The following is a 22,751-nucleotide window of genomic DNA, read 5'->3' on the forward strand; positions in this document are numbered from 1 at the left end:
CTTACTCTGGCAGTTCAAAGATACCGTGTTCTGTTACTAAAAATTTCCCGTGTTCCTGCAAGTGAGAAGCATAGGCTTCAAAGTCAAAGTAATATTCTTGACATTCCTCGGATAAATGCTTAAATGTCGGGTCGTTCATCAACTTTTGCCTTGCAACATCAATCATGCTTTTGCAGTCGGGATAAACCGTAATCACGTTCCTGCAAATATAAAGTGCTTCTAAATTCTCAAACACCGTAAGTAGTGATACATATTCTTCCTGCATATCACTTGAAAGCTGGCGGTACATAAAATCTAATTCGTTGAGCTGGTACACGCTGGTATGTTCGTGGACTTCATCAGCATAAGGCAACACCTTTTCGATAATACGATAATTCCCACTTTCTGCACCGATACCTAACTTTTCTTCAAACTCGGCAACATCTATCGGCAGTTCAAACCAGTATGATATTGTTTCCTCGCCAGTTGTTCCTCTCGTTTCCACCAGCACCCTTGTTTCCTGCATTGTTCCTCACGTCCTTTCTGTTGTTTCATCACATCTTTTATGGTCTGGTACGACATACCAAACACATACTTTGAGAAATCTTCTAACTGTCTTTCTTCATAGTCGGCAGGGTTCAGCCGTTTCATTTCATGCCATACCTTACGCTTGTAAGAGGGCAGGTCAGAAATATAATCACAGCCGACTTTTGACTGCATATCCTTAAAAATATCGCTCATTTCATCACTCCAATCTGAAATTTTGGTAAGAAAAAAGCAGTCAATCCTAAGACTAACTGCTTTGTGTATATGGATATAATTTGATTAAGTTTTAAAACCAGTTTGTTTTTTCATCTCTAAATTGAGGGTTATCGCTGTGCTGATATGGATTGTAGTTATTCAGATTGCAACCATATTCTTTTAATGATTTGATTTTGTTATCTTCTGTCCATTCAATTAAGGAAATACCGTCAAATTTTTCAACATTTCCCGTATTCATTTCATTTTTAAAATACCATTCTACGACAGTTTGATTTTCTTTATGAAAGAACTGTTTAATATCCCAAATAATGACTTTACCACGGGTATTCCATTCATTAAACCAATGTTTTACTGTTTTTAGATTTTCATATTTAGGACACCAGCTTTCCGTATAAACAACATCTTCTGTAAAAATTTTATCCATTCCTAAATCTTGCTGTTTCAGCCACATATCAAACCATAAACGAATGATTTTTTCTCTCTCACTCATAATAGAACACCTCAATCCCTAAGACTAAATGCTTTGTGTATGGATATGAAATCGTAAAACTGAAATTTTGCGATTACCTATTCAAATAATATTTATCAGTTTTTGTTCTAATTAAAATCTTATCTTTTACCAATTTGTCATTTAATTTTGAAAAAGCATTAGGATTAAATACACCTATTTCTTCTAATGTTTTTGCAGTTTCTTCTGATATTGCACCATTTTGTTCTAGTTTCTTTAAAATTATTCTTTTTCTCATCAATAATGCTGGTGATCCAAACATATTTCTCATCTCACTTTCAAATTCTAATTCGTCACTTTCTTCATATCCATATCATAACATTATCATATCAGCACTGCAATAAAATTTTATGCACCGATAATCTTATTGAACAGTTCTAACAGTACATCTTTCACACCGCCAGCATTGAATACTAAGCCGACAGCAATCAAGGCAACTACCAAGAAACCGATAAGTTTGGAAAACTCACGCTTGAACCCTAAGTAGATACCGATAACCACAATCGCCATAAGCACTAAGCTCTGTGCGTTTGATAAAAACCATTGATACAAATTTTGTCCGAAATTCATTTAATTGTCCTCGCTTTCTTCTAATTGTTTCATTTCACGGTCAGCTTCTTTGCCAACATTCAAAATACACATCAAGACCACACCGATACCCATTCCCATAGATACCAGCAGGAAGTCTTTTAATAATATCCACATTTTTCATCACTCCTAACTTTCTACTAAATCTTTTGCAGGGGTCGTCTGCTGTTTGATTATCATTTCATGTTTTTCTGTAAGTTTTGCCTGCTGTTCGATTGTTTCCATGTAGTCTGTACCGTTTCCTTTATCAATCTTTTTCAGCATTTTCAAGGTTGGTGCTACCTGCCTTTGTACCCACCGCAATGTACGGTCTAAGGTGTAAGGCTCTGGCTTTGTCGTCAGCTTCAAGCTCTGTCTGTTATCGCCGATAAACCAAGCCCAGCGGTCATTGAGTTTCCAGTCATTTTTCCGCTTGTCTGGTTCTTCATCAACAAACCGCACATACTGGTTGATGATAGAAAAGGCGGTCTGCTCTGCGTCGTAATAGGTCAGCAAATCTCGTACTGCATAATAGGCTCGTTCATTGCGAAGCCTTATCTCAAAACGATTGATAATGTCGGCTTCTTCAAGCGGTGTCCCTAACTTGACGTACTGCTCATAGTCCTTTTCATAGATACAGAAATACACATCTGATTTCAGCGAACCAAGATAAAGGGTACGTCCCATATATTCTCTTTCGTCCTCTCTGTGCTTGATAAGCTCGCCCGACTGATAAAACTTATAGCTTCTGGACTTTCCGATATATTCCCGTTTCCTGCATTTTTCCGCAAGCTCTGGAATATCCAAAATGCCCGTATGGTCGTTGATAGCAAGGTCGATACGCTTCATCACGCCACCGTCTATGAGTGCGTCCATGAGAAAGTCATACCAGCTTCTTTGCTGTGCCAGCAGGTAACTTTCAAACTGTCTGCAACCACGCCCCTTTAACTCTAAAAGGACACCTTTTTCTTCGTCAGCCGACGTATAGATAAAGATGTCCCCTAAAGAGTAATGCTCCGTATAACTATAATGTCCGTAATCTTCATGGAGCATATAATTGATATTCAGTTTTAATATATCTTTGATGATGTGCTGTATATCCAGCGTGGGAAAACGAATTTTTACATAATCAAACAGCATGGTAAGCGGTGCTTCTGGATTGAACCTTGCCAGTTCTTTATACAGCATTTCCAGAAGTTCCTTTGACGGCTTCATTTTTCCGCTTTCTATCTTGTTGAGATATTCCCTTGTGATACCAGAAGCTACCGCCAGCCTGCCTTGTGAGATACCGTAAGCAATCCGTTTCTCCCGTAATTCTTTTATCCATTGTTCTTCATTCAGAACCATACCCCCAATCTGTCAAGTGTGAAGTTTTTTAAGGCGACTTCACAGCCGATTTTTGCTAGGAAATCATGCCAGAAGCCTTATGTTTCCTATGTTTTTTGCCTATTGTCTATTTGCAAACGTACCCCTCTGTTAGATACCGAGGGGTTTTACCTGCTGGCGTGGCTTACGCCACACCAGCAACGGCTAGTCCGTGCCGTCGCCTTTCGCTTCGCACGTCGCCGTCCCGTCCTGCCTTGCTTGTGCAAGAGAGCCAATAATCTGCAAAAAATCATGTCCTTTCGGGACTAAAGGCGTGTAAAATTCACTGATAACGCTTGTTCCCACATCACAATAGCCACGCCCCTTGATACGCTTCTGGAAAAACTGCTTTTTCACATCTGAACCAAACAGCATACCGTAACCTAATTCGCTGATACGTCCAAGTCCCACACGGAAATTGAAGTTATCTCTGATACCGTCCGAGAAATACTTTGCGTCTGGACGCTGGCAGGCGACGATAAGGAAATATCCTGCTTGTCGTCCTAACATAACGATTTTCTTTAACTGGCTAAGTAAGCTCACGCTTTCTTTCGTCCCCAGCATTTCAAAAAATGCCACATATTCATCAAAGATAAGAAAGCGGGGTGGCAGTCCCAGATAGGCGTAGTTTTCGCCCGTCTTATAGTTCGGGTGTCGCTTCATTTCCTCACTTCGCTGTACCATTCCCTCATAAAAGGCATTGACGCAATCAATCATTTCTTCTTTGGTGTGATACACATTTCCCATAACTGTCCCTAAGTCTGCAAGGTCAGCGTTCTTCGGGTCTAAGATATAAAGGACAGCGTTGGTATGCAGTAAGGCTTCAATGAGCGTCAGCAGAAAATAGGTTTTACCGCCACCAGTCCCACCAGCAATCAGAGCGTGAGGGAGTGCGTCATATTCCCAGACAAGATTTTTCATCAATCTAAGACAGCCGTTCTCTGCCCGTACTTCATCAATGGTAATGCGGTTCGCTATCATATCATAAAGCAGGGTATATTCGATATAACCGTCACGTAGGGTCTTGTCGGTCAGCTCACAATACAAGCCACTTTCCAATTTGTCCTCTAACCGTAAAAGCTGGTCTTGATATTTCCCCAGCGTAATTTCACAGCGGATATGAAGCAATCCTTTTTCCATTTGATAATAAATCTTTGGAAACCAGACGATTTTTTCCCTTGATCTGCTTTGCAGGTCAGTAAAAAAACCGCTGTCTTGTACGGTATCGGCTTCATACCACTTATTTTCCAGTATCATTCGTGCCAGCTTTTGACGGTGCAGGAGCTTCTTGAAACTGTCGTAACAGAAGCGGTAATACAGAAAAGCGACCAATGCACAAACACCAGTCGCTATCAGTATGGTTATGAAGTTGTAAGGGGAGAGCGTCAAGCCGTTCTCTAACAAACTGAAATGTTCCCAATCGGTACGCATGAGCTGTTTCATATTCAGTAGCAGGAGAACCGCCACGAATACAAACAGAAGCGTTCCTATGGAAAAGTGGTAGACAAGGTGCTTGTCGCTGGCTCTGATACGGTGTCCTTTGTTCCAAATAGTACGCATAAATCAATCACTCCTTTCTGGGTATGAAAAAAGCAGTCAATCCTAAGACTAACTGCTTTGTATAATGGATATGAAGTTGTCAAACTAAGATTTGCATTATTTCTTTTTCTTACTTGCAATCACACCTGTTCCTATTGCAACAACTGCACACACCATAATTAACCAAAAATTAGGATGCATATTTCCACCTCCCTAAATTCTTTTTTTCTATCATTCAACTGAGCAAACTGAAATTTGTCCGTTTCTTCATACCCATATTATAGCAGTTCCATATATCCGTTACAATGAAAATTTATTCGGCAAGCCTATTTTTTCGGCTGTCCCTGCATGTTATTATTCTGTGGACTGCCTGCGTTTTGGTTGCCTTTGTTCTTCAAGACAATATCCTCTGCTTTTACATACCAGTCCACATCTGCACCACCAAACGTCTTTCTTGATACCGTATCGGCTACGGGATTGACAAGCTCCACGACTGCATTGTACGGAAATTCCCTTAACGGCACTTCTGGCGGTACAGATACGGGGATAATTCCACCATGCAGACTGCACTTCAAATCATAGATACGCTTTTTAAGCTGGGTACTCGGTGTCCCGTCCTCATTCTGTAAGAACACATCACGCACCGCTGTAAATTTTAATTCTCCAAATGTTTTCTCTTTGTCAATGACAAACCCGTTTGATAATCTCATAAATTCTTCACTCCTTTACTTTTCTTCAACTGCTACAATATCATCAGCAAGCAACACATAATCGGTATGTCCCATATCCCCGATTGCGTAACCTCTGCCGTATAACTTCGGATTGACAAGTTTTACTTTCTGTTCATACTTAAAATGCTTTTCGCCAGCCTGCACGGGAATTTCCACCACAACATTTTCGCCTTTCTGTACGTCAGAGTAAAGGTTATAGCTTCGTCTAGTTAAGACCCTTCGGTTATTTTTATCTTTTTCAAAGACTGGCTCGCTTTCGCCTGCAAATTCAAGAGTTCCAAAAGACTGTGCCATATCTGGCACGACATATTTCATTTCCATATTGTTTTACCTCGTTTCTTTCTATATTTGATAAGTTAATTACAATCAATTTCTTATTCTGGCGGTTAGGAAAGTACCAGCAATCCCACCGATAGTAAAGGGTAAAATAAATGCTTACGCACCCTTGACTATCCGTGTTCTTGCAGGTTGTTTGCAGATAAGCCAGAATAAGCGGAAGTCTGCCGTTTGACAGCTTCGGCGGAGAGCGTGATTTTTCTTTCCTCATACTGTTACCGCCTTATGATTTCTTCATTTTACGGCGTTTGTAAAGATATGTTCCAGCCAGTCCACCAGCAGACGCAAGCAACATCACGACAAATGCCATTACATTTGTACTGTCGCCCGTTTTGGGACTGTCGCTAGGCTTATTTGGCTTTTCTGGTGTCTGTGGTGTTTCGGGTTTCTCTGGTTCTTCTGGGACTTCTGGCTTTTCCTTAAAGGTAATCGTCTGTCCCTTGTCCTCAATGTCTTTATGTTCGGTAACTTTCTTCGGCTCGTCTGGATTGCTGAAATCGTACAATTCCTCAAAAGTTACAAGCTGTTTGCCGTCAAGAGAAGTAGCGTCAAACGTAAAAACAACTTCCACTTTCATAGTTTCACTGTCAGCAGTAAAAGTATAATCACTTTCCACACGCTTTCCATTGATAAGAAGTTCTGCATTTTCTTCTTTCAACATCTGCCAGCCCACAAGTTTGTACTGTGTACCGACTTCTAAGCCCTCTAAGGTTACGGTATCAAGGATTGTTACCTCTTTTCCAGCTTCAAGCTCTTTGTTGCCGTCCTTATCGGTAGCAGTCGTATGAATTTTGATGATACGCTCTGTGATTAAAACGGTTTGCCCGTCGTCCTCAATGTCTTTGTGTTCTGCAACTTTCACGGGCTCATCTGGATTGCTGAAATCATACAATTCTTCAAAGGTAACAAGGTTTTTGCCACCTAAAGCAGACGCATTGAATGTATAGGAAATTTCCACTTTCATTTCCTCATCATCAGCGACAAAGGTATAATCGTTTTCTACACGTTTCCCGTCAATAAGAAGTTCTGCGTTTTCTTCCTTTAACATCTGCCAGCCTTTGAGCTGATATTTTGTGCCTTTTGTAAGTCCGTCCAATTTTACAGTATCAACAATCGTAATCTCTTTTCCTGCAAGGATAGTCTTTTCGCCGTCTTTGCTGGTCGCTGTGGTATGGATAGAGATTTCTTTTTCGTATTCATCAGTTAGTGTTCCTAAATCAATCACAAGGTTATTTCTTGATACCACGATTTCAAAAGGTGGGATAAGTTCAAAGCCTTTGTTACTATCAGAGCGTAATTCTTCAATGATGTAGGTATCATAAGGCAACGCACCCTTGCTGTCGTCTGGTTCAGAAGTTCCAAACCATACACCGTCCTCACTGGTCTTGCCTGCGTTGGTATTGTGCTTATGTGAAGCCCAGTCAGAAGAAGTGGAGAATTGCCCGTTATCATCAGTTACCACTACATGATTTTCGCCCGTCGTCTTGCTTGTGATCCTAAAGGGAACATCAGCAAGACGCTTGTGTGTGCCTGCACCGATTTTCACGCCCTCAATATCCCCACGCTTAATCTGATTATAGATAGAATGAGCTTCGTCGGTTAAGTCTACGATTTTTCCATTTTCTGTGATTGTAAAATCAATCGGTTTTGCACCGTCAGTTAAATAACCGTCGGGAGCTTCACTTTCAACGATACGGAAATTTCCATAAGGTAAGAGGTCAGAAGAAGTAGAAGCGATACCCTCAATATCTGTACGAATTGTTTTTACCACTTCATTTTTCTTGTATAACTTGCCCTCAACCAATACCGCATTATCATTTAAGGAAATGATGTCAAAGGCAGTATCTTTCAAGGTTGCACTTCCTTGTGGTTTGGTATCGCCCGTTTCTAAATCTCGTTTCTGAATTTTCACACCGCCACGGATAACCTTGTCTGATACGGAAAACTGGTTACTTCCAGATAATACGGCAAGGTCGCCGTCCTCGGTAATCTGTGTTACATATAAGCCCTTTATCTGTTCGGACTTATCGCCAGTCTGCATATATGCACCCTCTAACAAGTAGCCGTTTGGAGCTTTTGTTTCTTCAACGGTTAGCGTTCCAAGTGGAAGAACCGCTTTGCCGTCCTGCATATAGAAGCTGTCGCCAGATACCTTGTATGCGTCCGCTAATTTTGTGATGTAATGAGTTGTCCCGTCACTGTCTGTTTCAGCGATTGTCTTTGTAACCCATGTACGAGTAGCTTCGGCAGGGAGATTTCCTTTATTGTAGAAGCCAGCATAATACTTCCATGTAAATTCCGCACCTGCTAAAGAAGCGTTCCCTTGCGGATTGTCTTTCTGTGTTTCCATATCAATCTTGAAAAGCTCAATCAAAGTGTCCGTTACTTTCGGTGTATCTGATACTTTCAAAGTCGCTGTTTTTCCAGCTTCAACCTTTAAGGAATATACAGTTTTATCTACTTTATATCCTGCTGGTGCGGATAATTCCTTGATATAAACTGTGCCAGCCTTTACCTCTGCAATATCAGTATTGCCGTTTTCATCAGTCGTAAGGGGGGCAAGCTGTTTCGTGCAGTCCTTATCAGCAAAGACACCATAGGTTGCACCAGCGACAGAGTAATTCCCGTTACCGTCTGCAATGCTGGCATTACTGGAAGTCTTTTGCAGTTTTGCATTTCCAACATTCAGTTTCGCCCAGAATTGTCCCAATTCCTGCCCCTCGCCAGAGTAGATATAACCGCCACATTCATAGCGCCCTTTATTTTCTTTGACAAAGGCTTTCGCACCAGCAAAAACTTCGTCCTGCGTTGCCTTTGGAATTTCATCATAAGAAGCTCGCACGTTATCACATTGCCAGCCAAGATGTACGCTCAATCTCTGCCAGACAACACATTGTTCCAACAGATAGACTTGCTTGTAGTTCAGTTCCTTGTGAGCTTCGCCATACTGTTTGACATACTCTAAGGATAACGCCACATCTGAAATCTGGTCGGCACTCATGCGTGAGCTTGCGTCAGCTCTGGTCTTGTAGCCGTTCTTAAAATCTGTATTGATGTCAATACAATAGGCAGTTTCGCCCTCGACTTTCATATAGCCCTCATTGAATGTCGAACCAATAGAACCGTCATTCATTACTTTTTCAATGATACCGACACGCTCCGCACTTTCCGTCCAGTATTGCTTACTTTCTGCATGGACGGGTATAGTCGGTAAAGCAGTAACGACAGTTGCAAGAGCTAAGAAGCCCGTACACAATCGTTTCAACATCTTTTTCATAAATCTAATGCTCCTTTCATTTTAGGTATAAAAATAGACGCTCATTTCTGAACGTCTACATTATTGAAAGGCTTGTCCTCTCACACATATTCTATTTTAATAGGTACAACAGTTGCCTTTCTCCTTGTATTTTCGTTGTTTTCATCACTTGCGTTATCTACAACCTCCATGGGGGAATGATGATACCCAGAGAATCCTGGACATTTTAAAGGAACATGATGTACATGTCACATTTTTCATGACTGGCGGGTGGGTCGAAAGTTATCCTGACGATGTGAAAGCAATCTATGAGGCAGGCCATGACCTTGGAAACCACAGTCAGAATCATAAGAATATGTCTCAGCTCTCCGATGAGGAGAAGACACAAGAGTTAATGAGTGTTCATGAAAAAGTGAAGGAGTTGACAGGAGTCAAGATGCAGTTGTTTCGCCCGCCATATGGAGATTATGATGACGCCGTTGTTTTAAATGCCAGGGAAAATGGATATTATCCGATTCAGTGGGACGTGGATAGTTTGGATTGGAAAGACTACGGGGTTGATAGTATTTTAAATACGGTGCTGAATCATAAGGCACTTGGAAATGGTTCGATTATCTTGTGCCACAATGGAGCGAAATATACGGCAGATGCTCTGGATGCATTGCTGGACGGATTGAAAGAAAAAGGTTATCAGGTAGTGCCGATATCGCAACTGATTTATAAAGAAAATTACCATATGGATGTGACCGGAAGGCAAATTCCGGACGCAAAATAGATTCCTCGAAAAGCCTGTAAAATGGGCGAAAAATCAGAACATACACATCAATTAAAGAACATATATAGAATAGTTTAATATTTGCTGTTCCTTTTATTTAAATTCTTGATTGGACAATGGAAAAGTAATTGTGGTAACATTAAATGTATACTTGTTAACGTTGATAATTATTGCTCAATAAAGCAGTGATACAACTGGAGAAAAAGAAAAGGAGAACTTTATGAAAAAGAAAATCGTAAGCGCACTTTTATGTGTCGCAATGATCGCAACTATGGCAACAGGTTGTGGTGGCAGCAAATCCAGTTCTACATCTGGAAATGCAGATTCTACAGCTAAGCAGTTTGAGATTAATGCAGCAATTGCAGCAAATCCACCTGCACTTGATCCACACACTGTAAATGCTAATGTTACAGGTGGAATTGGAATTCATATTTATGAAGCTCTGTTCCAGATGGATGAGAATTATGAACCACAGCCAGTACTTGCAGAGTCTTATGAGATGAGCGATGATGGAAAAGAGTACACAATCAAACTTCGTCAGGGAGTAAAATTCCACAACGGAGATGAGATGAAGGCAGATGATGTAGTAGCATCTATGAATCGTTGGGTGAAGCTTTCACCAAAGGCTAAAACACTCATTGACGGTTCAGTGTTTGAAAAAGTAGATGATTATACAGTGAAACTTACTGTAAATGAGCCGTCTTCTGATATCATCATGGTTCTTGCAAGCCCGATTCAGTTTGCAGCTATTTATCCAAAGTCAGTTGTTGATTCAGCAAGTGATGAGGGTGTAAAGGAATATATTGGAACTGGTCCGTACAAAGTAGCAGAGTGGAAGCAGGATCAGTATGTAAAACTTGAAAAATATGAGGATTATCAGCCGGCTGAAGGAGAATCCAGTGGTCTTGCAGGAGCAAAAAATGCACAGGCTGACACAATCACATTTAACATTGTAACAGATACAGCTACTCGTATTGCAGGTGTACAGAATGGTCAGTATGACATTGCTGAGGATATCCCGGCAGATCAGTACAAAGATCTTGCAGCAGACAAGAATCTGACTATGGATGTTCGTAGTGGTGGTACACTGAACCTGTTCCTGAATACAACAGAGGGTGTTATGGCTGATGAGAAAGTACGTCAGGCAGCTCTTGCAGCACTTAACTGTGATGATATTCTGATGGCAAGTTATGGAGATGCTGATCTTTATAAGCTGAATGCAGGTTGGTGTAATCCGGATGATGCTCAGTGGGGAACAGAGGCTGGCTCTGAATATTACAATCAGAATGATGTAGAGAAAGCGAAAAAGCTTCTTTCTGAGTCAAGCTACAACAACGAAAAAATCGTATTAGTTACAACACCAGAATACAATGAGATGTACAACGCAACATTAGTTGTTCAGGAGCAGTTAAAAGCAGCAGGATTCAATGCAGAAGTTGAAAGTTACGACTTCAGCACATTCATGGAGCACCGTGCAGATCCGAAACAGTTTAGTATGTATATTACAAGTAACAGCTACAATATGCTTCCAATTCAGTTATCAGTACTGGATAAAGGATGGGCAGGACTGGATCGTCCGGAAGTAACAGACGGAATCAAAGCAATCCGTTCAGCATCTTCTAACGAAGAAGCAAAAGCTGCATGGGAAGATCTTCAGTCATTCATTTATGAATATGGTGCAGCAAGTGTTATCGGACATTTCACAAATATTACAGCTATGAACAGCAAAGTTGAGAATTATCAGTACCTGAGATTCCCAATTTACTGGAATATCACTTTTGCAGAGTAATAGATGGAAGAGTTTGCTTACATCTAGGTGAGTCTTGAATAGTAAACACAGCGGCGGAATGCGAAAGCAACCGCCGCTTTTGCAAATTTAAGTAATATTTTCATTGAACTTAAAAACCATGGAGGAGGAAATTATATGTTATCTTATATTGGAAAACGTATTCTGTCATTGATTCCTGTACTCTTTGTTGTGTCGTTTGTGGTTTTTCTGGTTGTATATATGATACCGGGAGGACCTGCAACAGCAATTTTAGGACTGGAAGCATCAGCAGATCAGATAAATGCTTTGAATGCGCAGCTTGGTTTTGACAGACCATTTCTTGTACAGTATGGTGACTGGATTGTCAATGTATTTCAGGGAAACTGGGGGGATTCATTTTTTTTACATGAGTCTGTAACAGAAGCAATTGCTGAATATTTTGGCCCAACAATCAGCCTTGCAATTCTTGCGCAGTTAATTGCATTAGTTCTTTCTGTACCACTTGGGATTCTTGCAGCATATAAGAGAGGAAGCGCGACTGATGTAGCAGCAGTATCTGTGTCATTACTTGGTATTGCAATTCCAGGATTCCTTTTAAGTATGTTTTTAATGTTATTTTTTAGTGTGTATCATCGCTGGTTCCCGGTAGCAGGGTATGCACCATTGGCAAATGGACTGTTGGAACATTGGAAATATCTGTTTGTTCCTGCACTCTCACTTGGAATTGTACAAGCTGCTTATATTACACGAATGACAAGATCATCACTTCTTGAGGTGTTATATAAAAATTATATTCGCACAGCAAGAGCAAAAGGATTAAAAGAAAGAAAAGTAGTTCTTCGCTATGCACTTAAAAATGCGGCGCCTGCAATTCTTACAGCAGTCGGACAGTCATTTGGAAGTCTGATTACAGGAACAATCGTAACGGAGACATTGTTTAATATTCCGGGGCTTGGAATGTTGACGATGGGTTCTATTAATCGAAGAGATGTATATGTAATCCAGGGAGTTGTATTATTTGTAACATTATTGTATGTACTGGTAAATCTTGTGGTTGATATTTTATATGGATTTGTAGATCCAAGACTGCAGCCAGGCAGAAATAAATAACGGGAGGGCGGAAAATGGTATTAACAAGAAAAGGAATTTCTGCCTCCAGTGAGGCAATTATAAAAGAACAACGACAGATCACAAGAGAAAAATTACTCGCAAGTCCGGGACTGATTATCGGAACAATTGGATTTTTATTAATTCTGGTTACTGCAATATTAGTTCCGATTCTCAACACGCAGGATCCAAATGCAATGGTGGTCATGGATCGTCTGAAAGCACCAAGTGCTGCACATATTTTTGGAACAGATGAATTAGGAAGAGACTTATTTATCCGTGTAATGTACGGAGCAAGAGTTTCTCTTTGGGTTGGCGGTTGTGTTGCAATCTTTTCCTGTGTTTTGGGAACAATTATCGGACTTTATGCAAGTTATTTCAAAGTGCTTGATCAGATCCTTATGAGAATCTGTGATGGATTGATTGCAATTCCGGGAATCTTACTTGCGATTGCATTGATTGCGGCACTTGGAACATCAAGCTGGAATGTAGTTGTAGCACTTACAATTGTATATACTCCAAACGTAGCACGTACAGTACGTGCCAGCGCTATGGTTATTCGTGAGCAGACTTATGTAGAAGCTGCAAAAGTACAGGGAAGCGGAAATTTCAGAATCTTATGGAAACTGATTCTTCCGGGCGTTATTTCACCGCTGACAGTTCAGGCTTCTTACATTTTTTCACAGGCAATTATTTCAGAAGCATCTCTTAGCTTCCTTGGAGCGGGTGTTCCGGCACCGGCAGCCAGTTGGGGAAATATGCTGGAAGCAAGTAAAGCAGTACTTTCAAAGGCACCTTGGACAATGATTGTACCAGGAGCAGCAGTTATTATATGTGTACTGAGTCTAAATCTTTTTGGAGATGGACTTCGTGACTTTATGGATCCGAGAACAAAAGGAGGCGTGAAAAAATAATGAATGATACAATATTAGAGATTAAAGATTTACACGTTCTGTTCCCGGTACATAAAAAGTGGCTTCCGGCAGTAGATGGCGTGAATTTGAAGATTGAAAAAGGGGAGATTACAGGAGTAGTTGGTGAATCTGGTTCCGGAAAAAGTGTTATGTCCCAGACGATTCTAAGACTTCGTGATCATGATACAAATGTCCGATATGAAGGTGAAATTTTATTCGAAGGTGAAGATTTGTTAAAGCAGCCTTTAAATAAAATCCGTGATATCAGAGGAGACCGTATTTCGGTTATTTTTCAGGATCCATTGACTTCATTGAGTCCGGTTCATACTGTAGGCAGTCAGTTGAGTGAAGTACTGACTTTGCATAAAGGGTTAAATAAAGAACAGGCAAAAGAAAAAGCAATTGAGATGTTAAAGTTGACAGGAATCCCCAATCCGGAAAACTGTTTTAAACAGTATCCATATGAACTTTCTGGTGGTATGCAGCAACGTGTTATGATTGCAATGGCATTATCCTGCGAGCCAAAGCTTTTGATTGCGGATGAGCCAACAACAGCACTTGATGTAACCATTCAGGAACAGATTCTGCAGCTGATCCGTGAATTGAACGAAAAGCTTGGAATGTCTGTATTGTTTATTACCCATGACATGGGAGCAGTTGCGAATTTATGCCATAATGTAAAAGTTATGTATCTTGGCCAGGTAGTTGAAGAAGCATCTACAGAAGAATTGTTCCAAAATCCGCTGCATCCATATACACAAGGACTACTGTCATGTATTCCGCACCTTGGAGTGAAAAAAGGAGAACCGCTGCCAGTGATTGAAGGATCAGTGCCTCCGTTATCTAAAGTACCGGTAGGGTGTCATTTCTGTACCAGATGTAAGATGGCAGATCAGCACTGCATGGAACATGAGCCGCCAGCCTGTGAAGTTGCTCCGGGGCATGTAGTGAAATGTTGGAAATATGCCGAATCCGGAAAGCAGGAGGTGTAAAGATGAGTGAACATTTGCTTGAAGTAAAACATTTAAAAAAATCATATCCGGTGTATGATAATTCTGGAAAATTATTTGCAAAGAAGAAACATATGTGTGCGGTCGATGATATGTCTTTCTTTATTGAAAAAGGAGAAACTTACGGACTGGTAGGAGAATCTGGATGCGGAAAATCTACGACAGGAAGAACAATTGTTGGTCTGAATCATGCAGATAGTGGAGAGATTTTATACGATGGAAAGGACTTATGTAAATTAAGTGATAAAGAATTTCGCCCACTGCGTAAAGACATTCAGATGGTATTTCAAGACACTTTATCAGCGCTTAATCCGAGACAGAGAATCGGAGATGGTTTAAGTGAGACTTTAAAAATCCACGGAATGACAGATAATGAGAAGAGAAGAGAAGCCGTAGTTGAAATCCTGAAAAAGGTAGGACTTTCCGAAGAGCATTATTTCAGGTTCCCACATGAATTATCAGGCGGACAGGTTCAGAGACTTGGAATTGCCGGAGCTTTGATTATCCAGCCGAAGCTGATTGTCTGCGATGAGCCGGTATCTGCGCTGGATGTATCTATTCAGGCTCAGATTTTGAACATGCTTGTGGAACTTCAAAAAGAATTGGGACTGAGTCTTTTGTTTATTTCTCATGATATCGGTGTAGTACGTTTTATTTCAGACAGAATCGGAGTTATGTATCTTGGAACTCTGATGGAAGAGACAGAGACAGAAGAACTTTTTGAGCATCCATTGCATCCATATACGGAAGCATTGTTTGAGGCGGTTCCTGATCCGTATATCAAACGTACGGAATTAAAAGGATTAAGTGGAGAACAGCCGGTTCGAACAGAAGATTTTAAAGGTTGTGCGTTCTATACAAGATGTCCATATGCAACAGATCGTTGTAAGGAAGAAAGACCGGAACTTAGAGAAGTGAAAGCGGGACATAAAGTAGCCTGTCATAGATATAATAATGACTAGTATAAGCCTTTTAAATTAGCATAATAAATCAGAAAAAGCGTCACTTATATTTTGTATGAGCGGCGCTTTTTTTGATATGGTGTTGCTGAAAGTATTTAGTTGTAATTATCTTTTAGGCAGATTATTTTGAAAATGTAGAATAGATTTTTACCAGTTCTATGACCATGTCTACAACTTTATCCATGCTTTGGACAGAAATGTGTTCATAAGGACCGTGATAAGCGTGTGCCCCAGTTCCGATATCAGGGCATGGAAGTCCGCGAAAACTAAGATGACAACCATCAGTCCCTCCACGGATTGGAGAAATATTAGGAATTAGTCCAACTCTTTCACACGCAGATTTTGCATTTTCAATTAAGTGGATATTTTGTTCAATGATATCTTTCATATTATAATACTGGTCGGTTATACAAAGTTCTACGGTTCCTGCGCACCATTTTGCATTTAATTGTTCAGCAATGGAAAGAAGGTGATTTTTGCGATTTTGAAACTCAGTGTTGTCATGATCCCGAATAATATAATCCATATGAGCAGAACCACAGTCTCCAGCTATATGAACTAAATGATAGAAGCCTTCATAACCTGCAGTATCACGTGGTGTTTCGTGTTTGGGAAGTTGGTTATTAATTTCCATAGCGAGCAGACAGGCATTGATCATAGTATCTTTAGCAGAACCAGGGTGGACGCTCACGCCATGAATGTCAAAAGAGGCGCTGGCAGCATTAAAGTTTTCATATTGTAAGTTCCCCTCCGTAGAGCCGTCAAGTGTATATGCAAAATCGGCATCGAACAAATCTATATCAAAAAGGGAGATACCGGTTCCAATCTCTTCATCAGGCGTAAAAGCAATACAAATCGGGCCATGAGGTATCTGCTGGGACTGCAAGTGTTCAACCAGTGTTATAATCTCAGCAATTCCGGCTTTATCGTCAGCTCCCAGAATGGTTGTGCCGTCGGTCGTGATCAGTGTGTGGCCGGTTAGAGCTTTGAGATGTTCAAACATATCAGGACTAAGAATAAGACCACTGCTTCCAAGGGGCAGATCTTTGCCATTATAATTTTCAGTTATGACTGGCTGAATTGCATGTTCGCAATAATCAGATACAGTATCTATATGAGCAATAAAACCAAGTGCAGGAGCATTTTCATATCCTTTCGTGGCTGGAAGTTTTCCATAGAGAAAACAATGTTCGGTGAGGTGAATGTCAGAAACACCGAGGAGTTGCATTTCATCTTTCAGAAGATTAGCCAGGTCAAATTGACATTTCGAAGAAGGTGTTGTGTTACTGGTTTCATCGCATGGAGTGTTGATTGCGACATATTTTAATAAGCGTTCATAAGCTTTCATAGAGCTCTCCTTGTGTGTGATTTATATTATATATCGTAGCATATTTAAAGGGAAAATGCATTAGTTTTAAATCCCAGGAAAGCCCGTAAAATGGGAGGAAAACTAGAGTACACTCTATTTAAAGAACATATATAGAATAGTTTAATATTTGCTGTCTCTTTTATTTAAAATCTTGATTGGACAAATGAAATGTTAGCTTGATATAATAATGCTCGTACTTATGAATTGTTGACAATATGTGACAGGAAAAATACAGTGTCAACATGTAATGAATAATGCAAAGAAACAAAAGTAAACCTAAGGAGGAAACGAATGAAAAAGAAAATTATCAGCGCACTTTTATGTGTAGCAATGGTAGCAACTGTAGCAGTTGGTTGTGGGAAAAGTTCTGACAGCAAGTCTACAGATTCTGCTTCCAGCAGTGACAGCAGTTCACTGGTAATGCCGGTATCTGCAACAGTAACAAGCTTAAACGGTGACTTAGAGACAATGGCAGAGGGAGCTTTCCAGCTTGCTCCATACCAGGATAAACTCTACTATGTTGACCAGGACGAGACAAGATGGTACCTGGCTGATAGTTGTGAGGTTTCTGAGGATGGTCTTGAGTATACATTAAAATTAAAAGATAATCTGAAATGGCATGATGGTGAGCAGATTACAGCAGATGACGTAATCTTTACATTTAACTGTAACCTGAACACAGACAACGGTGCCGGTTATACCAATGTTGTATTTGTAGGTGACAAAGAAGTTAAGGCTGAGAAGGTTGATGACCTGACAGTTAAATTCACACTTCCAGAAGTTTCTGCTTCTTACTATGAGCTTCTTGGGAAATTAATTCTGATTCCAGAGCATGCATTTGACGGAAATACAGACATCAAGTCTGCAGATGCTAACCTTACAGATATCGGATCTGGTCCGTACAAACTTGTAGAGTTCAAAGACGGTGAGTCTCTGACATTTGAGAAGTTCGAGGACTATTATGGTGATGAGCCGCAGATTGACCAGATTACATTCAAAGTTATTCCAGATGCAAGTTCACAGGAAGTTGCATTTAAGAATGGCGAGATCAATTTCTTCGCAGTATCTTCTGATGATGTAGCAACAGAGATGGAAGAGACAGACGGAGTTACTCTTCATAAATTAGCAGAGGGACGTGTAAAATACCTCGCTTGGAACAAATACTGCCCTACATGGGAGAACCGTGATGCAGTAAAAGCTGTATTTATGGCACTGAACCAGGAAGAAATCGTTAAGGGCGCTTACGGAGATTCTATGGGAACAACAGCAAACTCTGTTTTCAGTAACAGAAACCTGTTCTACGATAAGGACGTAAAAGGGTATGAGCAGAATCTTGACGAGGCTAAGAAGTTAGCTCAGAGTTCAGGACTTGCAGGAAAGACAATTACTCTTCACTATAACACAGACAGAAGTTACATGGAGGCAACAGCACTTCTGATTCAGGAGCAGTTAAAAGCAATCGATGTAAATGTTGACATTCAGGGAATTGATGCAAACGGATTCTTCGATGTAGTATTCACAGATAAGGATGATTATGAGTTATACCTGAATGAGTATGCAGCAATCGGTGACCCAGGTGAGGTCGTAGCTGGTATGTTCGATGGAACATGGGGCAATAACATCGATACTCCACAGGAGATTCTTGACCTCTTCGAGCAGGGTAGAAAAACTACAGATGTAGAGAAGAGAACAGAGATCTACAAAGAGTTACAGGAGAAAGCAATGGAGTCTTATCTGACATACCCAATCGCTTACCCTAACTACTGCTTTGCTACAAGCGACAACCTTGAGGGAGCAGAGACATATTCAACAACACCAGTATTTGAGGATTATACAAAACTGTCTTTCAAATAAGATAAATGTAACAAGATAACGAAAAGCCGAAATAGATTCTGTTTTATGCAGAATCTATTTCTGAATATAGGAGAAAATCAGAATGAAAAAATTTATTGCAAAGCGGCTTGCACAGATGCTCGTTGTATTTGTTGCAGTATCCATGTTTGCGTTTTCTATTATTTATTTCTCTCCTGGAGATCCACTGTATCTGTATACTTCACCGGCAGTTTCATCATATAAGATGTCGGATGAACAGTTAGATGCCATGCGTGAATCTTTGGGGCTGAATGGAAATGTAGCAGAGCGTTATGTGAGCTGGGCAGGAAAAATGTTACAAGGTGACTGGGGACTGTCTGTCAGTAACCACCAGCCGGTTAAGAAACAGATTATGGATAAACTTCCGAATACAATCGGACTTATGGGAGCAGCGTTGGTACTGTCAATCCTGTTATCTATACCACTTGGACTTTTAGCAGGATATTATAAGAATAAATGGATTGATAATATCGTCAGTGGAATTTCGTACCTTGGAATTTCCCTGCCAGCTTTTTGGTTCGGAATTATGATGATCATTTTGTTTTCCCTGAATCTGGGCTGGCTTCCAAGTTCAGGTATGCACGCAATTGGAAATACATCTACTGGAGATTTGATTAAGCATGCAATCCTTCCGACACTTGTATTGAGTGTAAATAATACAGCAGTATTTGTACGATATATCCGTGCAAATACCATTGAGCAGATGGAAGAAGATTATGTTATGACAGCAGTTTCAAAGGGGGTGCCGCAGTTCCAAGTCATGAAAGGACATGTATTGAAGAACTGTCTGCTCCCGATTATTACAATGGTTGGAATGAACTTTGGAACACTGATTACAGGTTCATTCGTTGTAGAGTCTGTCTTTGGGTGGCCGGGACTTGGAACTCTTTGTATGAGTGCAATCAACAGCCGTGACTATACGATGATTATGGGAATCACGATGCTTGCCTGTGTCGTACTTTTAATTGGTAACTTCCTGGCAGACATTTTATATGGATTTGCGGATCCGAGAATTAAACAGGGAAAGGAGAAGAGTAATGGATAGAAAAGCAATGAAGAAAATGTTTCTTTCAAACAAAATGGCTGTTGTCTGTACAGTTCTGATTTTGATTATAGTAATTGCCTCTTTAATGGCTCCTCTTTCTCCGTATGATCCAGATGCATCTAACGTAGCAGAAAAAATGCAGGGAATCAGCAGTACACATATTCTTGGAACTGATGATATCGGACGAGATACATTTACAAGAACTTTATATGGGGGACGTATTTCATTGCTTGTTGGATTTGCAGCAATGTGCGTGGCAGTTATAGTAGGTACACTGTTTGGAACCATCAGTGGATACATGGGTGGTGCAGTTGATGCATTTATGATGCGTATCGTTGATGTATTTATGTCTGTCCCAAGCTTGCTGTTTATTATTGTTGTATATGCATTTATGCCACGTAACCTTGTAACATTGGTAGGAATGCTGGCCTTTTTCTCATGGACCAAGGTAGCCAGAGTTGTGCGTGCACAGACCCTGACACTCAAAGAGCGAGATTTTGTGATTGCTGCAAAAGCTCTGGGTGTAAGCCAGGGAACTATTATTCGTAAGCATATCATTCCGAATCTGATGCCGCAGATCATCGTGTCAGCAAGCCTTAGTATTGCAAATGCGATTCTGGATGAGTCTACACTTAGTTTCTTAGGTTACGGAGTTCAGCTTCCGATGGCTTCCTGGGGAAGTATGTTGCAGACAGCTCAGAAATTTATTTTACATAACCCAATTATGGCAGTGGCACCTGGAGTGATGATTCTTGTAACAGTTTTATGCTTTAATGTATTAGGAGATATGTTACAGCAGATGTTAGATCCGAAATTAGTGAAATAGTCAGGAAGGAGAGCAGAAAATGAGTAAAGTACTAGAAGTGAAAAATTTATCTGTATCATTCCGGACATTAAAAGGGGAAGTACAGGCTGTACGGGATGTATCATTTGATATAGAAAAAGGTAGTGTGACAGCTATCGTAGGAGAGTCCGGCTGTGGAAAATCTGTTACATCAAAGTCGATTATGGGATTGATTAAAAAGCCTGGATATGTAAGCAAAGACAGTCAGATAATTTTCCAGGGGGAAAATATTCAGGAATATAATAGGAAACAGTGGGAAGCTTACCGGGGACCGAAATGTTCCATTTGTTTTCAGGATGCGCTGACAGCGTTGAATCCGACTATGACTGTTGGAAAACAGATTATGGAAAAAATCCGAGTTCATAAGAAAGTGAGCAAACAGGAAGCGTGGGCAGAAGCAGTTCAGATGCTGGAGAGAGTAGGAATCCCGAATCCAGAGCTGCGTATGAAGCAGTATCCGCATGAGTTTTCCGGTGGAATGCGCCAGCGTGTTATGATTGCTATTGCAATGACACTGAATCCGGATCTTCTTATTGCCGATGAGCCGACAACTGCACTTGATGTAACAGTTCAGGCGGACATTCTGGATATGATGAAAGAGATTCAGAAAGAGCACCCGATGAGTATTATCCTGATTACACATGATCTTGGAATTGTTGCAAATTTTGCTACAGATATTATTGTTATGTATGCAGGAAAAATCGTGGAGCGTGGCACGGCAGAAGATATTTTCTATCGTCCGACCCATCCTTATACAAAGGCACTGCTGCGTGCAGTTCCGCGTCTGGATATGGAAGGCGAGAAACTGGAGACAATCGAAGGCGCACCGCCGAACATGATTAATCCGCCGAAGGGGTGTCCATTCGCACAGAGATGTAAAGAAAGAATGGACATCTGTGAAACAGCATTTCCGGAAGAAAGTAAGCTGAGTGAATGTCACGAAGTATGCTGCTGGCTTCAGAAGGAGGGACGATAGTGGAGAAGAACGAATATTTGTTAGAAGTAAAAGGACTGAAAAAATATTTCAAAGTCGGAAAAGGAACTTTAAAAGCCGTTGACGATGTCTCGTTCTACATTCGTCCGGGTGAGACACTTGGCGTCGTAGGAGAATCCGGCTGCGGAAAGACAACATGTGGAAGAACAGTTCTTGGTCTGTATGACAGAACAGATGGAGAAGTTCTCTACCGAGGAAAAGATGTACACAAACTGAAAGGTGAGGAGCGCAAGCAGTTCACGAAGCACGCGCAGATTATTTTCCAGGATCCGTATGCGTCCCTGGACCCGAAGATGAAAGTTCAGGACATCATCGCAGAAGGAATCCGAGCACATGGACTGGCAAAGAGCGAGAAAGAGATTAAAGAGAGGGTTAATGAACTTCTCGTAACAGTCGGTCTGAATGCACAGTATGGAGAGCGTTATATCCACGAGTTTTCAGGTGGACAACGGCAGCGTATTGGAATTGCCAGAGCACTGGCAGTAGAACCAGAATTTATCGTGTGTGATGAGCCGATTTCTGCTCTTGACGTGTCTATTCAGGCTCAGATTGTAAATCTGCTCGATAAATTGCAGGAAGAAAAGGGTCTGACTTATATGTTTATCGCCCATGACCTTTCTATGGTAAAATACATTTCCGACCGTGTTATGGTCATGTACCTTGGAAAAGTAGTGGAGATTACAGCCGCTGACCGCTTGTATGAGCAGCCGGCACATCCATATACACAGGCACTTCTGTCTGCGATTCCGATTCCAGATCCACACGTAGAGGCGAAGAAAGAGCGAATTAAAATGGGTGGAGAAATCCCAAGTCCGGTAGACCCACCAAAGGGATGCCGTTTCCAGAATCGCTGCAAATACGCAACAGAAAGATGCCGAGAGGAAGAACCAGCACTTCGCCTGATTGGGGAAGACCACTACGTGGCATGCCACTTGGAGGACGAATAAAGAAGTTACAGATGTGTAACAAAAATGTAGTGGTTATAATTTTTCAAAAACCTATTGACCTTTCTCTGAATATAGAGTAATATTTATGTAACGCAAAAACA

Annotated in this window: 22 protein-coding genes and 1 pseudogene; 11 read left to right on the forward strand and 12 right to left on the reverse strand. The window is 40.8% G+C overall.

What is annotated here, in order from left to right; genetic code table 11:
- Nucleotide 1 precedes the first annotated feature (1 nt).
- From G593_RS0109540 to G593_RS0109590, 11 genes are all read right to left on the reverse strand, one after another.
- Nucleotides 2-505 carry an antirestriction protein ArdA gene (locus tag G593_RS0109540; protein ID WP_029731545.1) on the reverse strand — a complete coding sequence of 168 codons (504 nt, stop codon included), beginning with the start codon at nucleotides 503-505 and terminating at the stop codon, nucleotides 2-4.
- Nucleotides 424-720: a conjugal transfer protein gene (locus G593_RS19455; protein WP_081646525.1), complete on the reverse strand. Its 297-nt coding sequence runs from the start codon at nucleotides 718-720 to the stop codon at nucleotides 424-426. Before G593_RS19455 ends, G593_RS0109540 begins: the two co-directional genes overlap by 82 nt.
- Nucleotides 721-811: 91 nt before the next feature.
- Nucleotides 812-1,231, reverse strand: coding sequence for a nuclear transport factor 2 family protein (locus G593_RS0109545; protein ID WP_029731547.1), 420 nt, complete (start codon nucleotides 1,229-1,231; stop codon nucleotides 812-814).
- A gap of 73 nt (nucleotides 1,232-1,304) precedes the next feature.
- Complete coding sequence (locus tag G593_RS0109550; RefSeq protein ID WP_029731548.1) at nucleotides 1,305-1,511, reverse strand: hypothetical protein; 207 nt, start codon at nucleotides 1,509-1,511, stop codon at nucleotides 1,305-1,307.
- A gap of 86 nt (nucleotides 1,512-1,597) precedes the next feature.
- On the reverse strand, nucleotides 1,598-1,819 hold the full coding sequence (locus G593_RS0109555; RefSeq protein ID WP_002323342.1) for a hypothetical protein: 222 nt from the start codon (nucleotides 1,817-1,819) through the stop codon (nucleotides 1,598-1,600).
- On the reverse strand, nucleotides 1,820-1,954 hold the full coding sequence (locus G593_RS0109560; RefSeq protein WP_029731550.1) for a DUF3789 domain-containing protein: 135 nt from the start codon (nucleotides 1,952-1,954) through the stop codon (nucleotides 1,820-1,822).
- A gap of 12 nt (nucleotides 1,955-1,966) precedes the next feature.
- Nucleotides 1,967-3,163 carry a MobT family relaxase gene (mobT, locus tag G593_RS0109565; RefSeq protein ID WP_029731551.1) on the reverse strand — a complete coding sequence of 399 codons (1,197 nt, stop codon included), beginning with the start codon at nucleotides 3,161-3,163 and terminating at the stop codon, nucleotides 1,967-1,969.
- A 183-nt stretch (nucleotides 3,164-3,346) separates the two neighbouring features.
- On the reverse strand, nucleotides 3,347-4,741 hold the full coding sequence (locus G593_RS0109570) for an FtsK/SpoIIIE domain-containing protein (RefSeq protein ID WP_029731552.1): 1,395 nt from the start codon (nucleotides 4,739-4,741) through the stop codon (nucleotides 3,347-3,349).
- A 305-nt stretch (nucleotides 4,742-5,046) separates the two neighbouring features.
- Nucleotides 5,047-5,430: a YdcP family protein gene (locus G593_RS0109580; RefSeq protein ID WP_028087239.1), complete on the reverse strand. Its 384-nt coding sequence runs from the start codon at nucleotides 5,428-5,430 to the stop codon at nucleotides 5,047-5,049.
- A 15-nt stretch (nucleotides 5,431-5,445) separates the two neighbouring features.
- Nucleotides 5,446-5,772 (reverse strand): YdcP family protein, encoded by a 327-nt coding sequence (locus G593_RS0109585; protein ID WP_002323337.1) that lies wholly within the window; start codon nucleotides 5,770-5,772, stop codon nucleotides 5,446-5,448.
- A gap of 238 nt (nucleotides 5,773-6,010) precedes the next feature.
- Nucleotides 6,011-9,064: an SrtB-anchored collagen-binding adhesin gene (locus G593_RS0109590; protein WP_029731553.1), complete on the reverse strand. Its 3,054-nt coding sequence runs from the start codon at nucleotides 9,062-9,064 to the stop codon at nucleotides 6,011-6,013.
- A gap of 169 nt (nucleotides 9,065-9,233) precedes the next feature.
- Between G593_RS0109590 and G593_RS0109595 the strand changes: the two are divergent.
- From G593_RS0109595 to G593_RS0109620, 6 genes and pseudogenes are all read left to right on the forward strand, one after another.
- Nucleotides 9,234-9,818 (forward strand): annotated as a pseudogene (locus tag G593_RS0109595) (polysaccharide deacetylase family protein); the annotation flags it as partial.
- 220 nt (nucleotides 9,819-10,038) lie between these two features.
- Nucleotides 10,039-11,607, forward strand: coding sequence for an ABC transporter substrate-binding protein (locus G593_RS0109600; RefSeq protein ID WP_029731555.1), 1,569 nt, complete (start codon nucleotides 10,039-10,041; stop codon nucleotides 11,605-11,607).
- 135 nt (nucleotides 11,608-11,742) lie between these two features.
- Nucleotides 11,743-12,696 (forward strand): ABC transporter permease, encoded by a 954-nt coding sequence (locus G593_RS0109605; protein WP_029731556.1) that lies wholly within the window; start codon nucleotides 11,743-11,745, stop codon nucleotides 12,694-12,696.
- Nucleotides 12,697-12,710: 14 nt separating this feature from the next.
- Nucleotides 12,711-13,607 carry an ABC transporter permease gene (locus G593_RS0109610; protein ID WP_029731557.1) on the forward strand — a complete coding sequence of 299 codons (897 nt, stop codon included), beginning with the start codon at nucleotides 12,711-12,713 and terminating at the stop codon, nucleotides 13,605-13,607.
- On the forward strand, nucleotides 13,607-14,599 hold the full coding sequence (locus G593_RS0109615; protein WP_029731559.1) for an ABC transporter ATP-binding protein: 993 nt from the start codon (nucleotides 13,607-13,609) through the stop codon (nucleotides 14,597-14,599). The genes G593_RS0109610 and G593_RS0109615 overlap by 1 nt, the downstream gene beginning before the upstream one ends.
- A 2-nt stretch (nucleotides 14,600-14,601) precedes the next feature.
- Nucleotides 14,602-15,579 carry an ABC transporter ATP-binding protein gene (locus G593_RS0109620; protein WP_029731560.1) on the forward strand — a complete coding sequence of 326 codons (978 nt, stop codon included), beginning with the start codon at nucleotides 14,602-14,604 and terminating at the stop codon, nucleotides 15,577-15,579.
- A 121-nt stretch (nucleotides 15,580-15,700) separates the two neighbouring features.
- On the opposite strand, the gene pepT is transcribed toward G593_RS0109620, so the two are convergent.
- The gene (pepT, locus tag G593_RS0109625) at nucleotides 15,701-16,927 is read right to left on the reverse strand and encodes a peptidase T (protein WP_029731561.1); all 1,227 of its coding nucleotides are present in this window, start codon (nucleotides 16,925-16,927) and stop codon (nucleotides 15,701-15,703) included.
- A 312-nt stretch (nucleotides 16,928-17,239) separates the two neighbouring features.
- Between pepT and G593_RS0109630 the strand changes: the two genes are divergently transcribed.
- The 5 genes from G593_RS0109630 (at nucleotide 17,240) to G593_RS0109650 (ending at nucleotide 22,650) form a co-directional block, all read left to right on the forward strand.
- The gene (locus G593_RS0109630) at nucleotides 17,240-18,802 is read left to right on the forward strand and encodes an ABC transporter substrate-binding protein (protein WP_005340989.1); all 1,563 of its coding nucleotides are present in this window, start codon (nucleotides 17,240-17,242) and stop codon (nucleotides 18,800-18,802) included.
- 82 nt (nucleotides 18,803-18,884) lie between these two features.
- Complete coding sequence (locus G593_RS0109635) at nucleotides 18,885-19,865, forward strand: ABC transporter permease (protein WP_005340988.1); 981 nt, start codon at nucleotides 18,885-18,887, stop codon at nucleotides 19,863-19,865.
- Complete coding sequence (locus G593_RS0109640; protein WP_029731562.1) at nucleotides 19,858-20,691, forward strand: ABC transporter permease; 834 nt, start codon at nucleotides 19,858-19,860, stop codon at nucleotides 20,689-20,691. Before G593_RS0109635 ends, G593_RS0109640 begins: the two co-directional genes overlap by 8 nt.
- Before the next feature lie 19 nt (nucleotides 20,692-20,710).
- Nucleotides 20,711-21,685 (forward strand): ABC transporter ATP-binding protein, encoded by a 975-nt coding sequence (locus tag G593_RS0109645; protein WP_029731563.1) that lies wholly within the window; start codon nucleotides 20,711-20,713, stop codon nucleotides 21,683-21,685.
- Complete coding sequence (locus G593_RS0109650; RefSeq protein WP_005340985.1) at nucleotides 21,685-22,650, forward strand: ABC transporter ATP-binding protein; 966 nt, start codon at nucleotides 21,685-21,687, stop codon at nucleotides 22,648-22,650. Before G593_RS0109645 ends, G593_RS0109650 begins: the two co-directional genes overlap by 1 nt.
- Nucleotides 22,651-22,751: the final 101 nt, after the last annotated feature.

It is taken from the genome of Dorea sp. AGR2135 (assembly GCF_000420885.1).
Classification (GTDB): Bacteria; Bacillota; Clostridia; order Lachnospirales; family Lachnospiraceae; genus Dorea; species Dorea formicigenerans.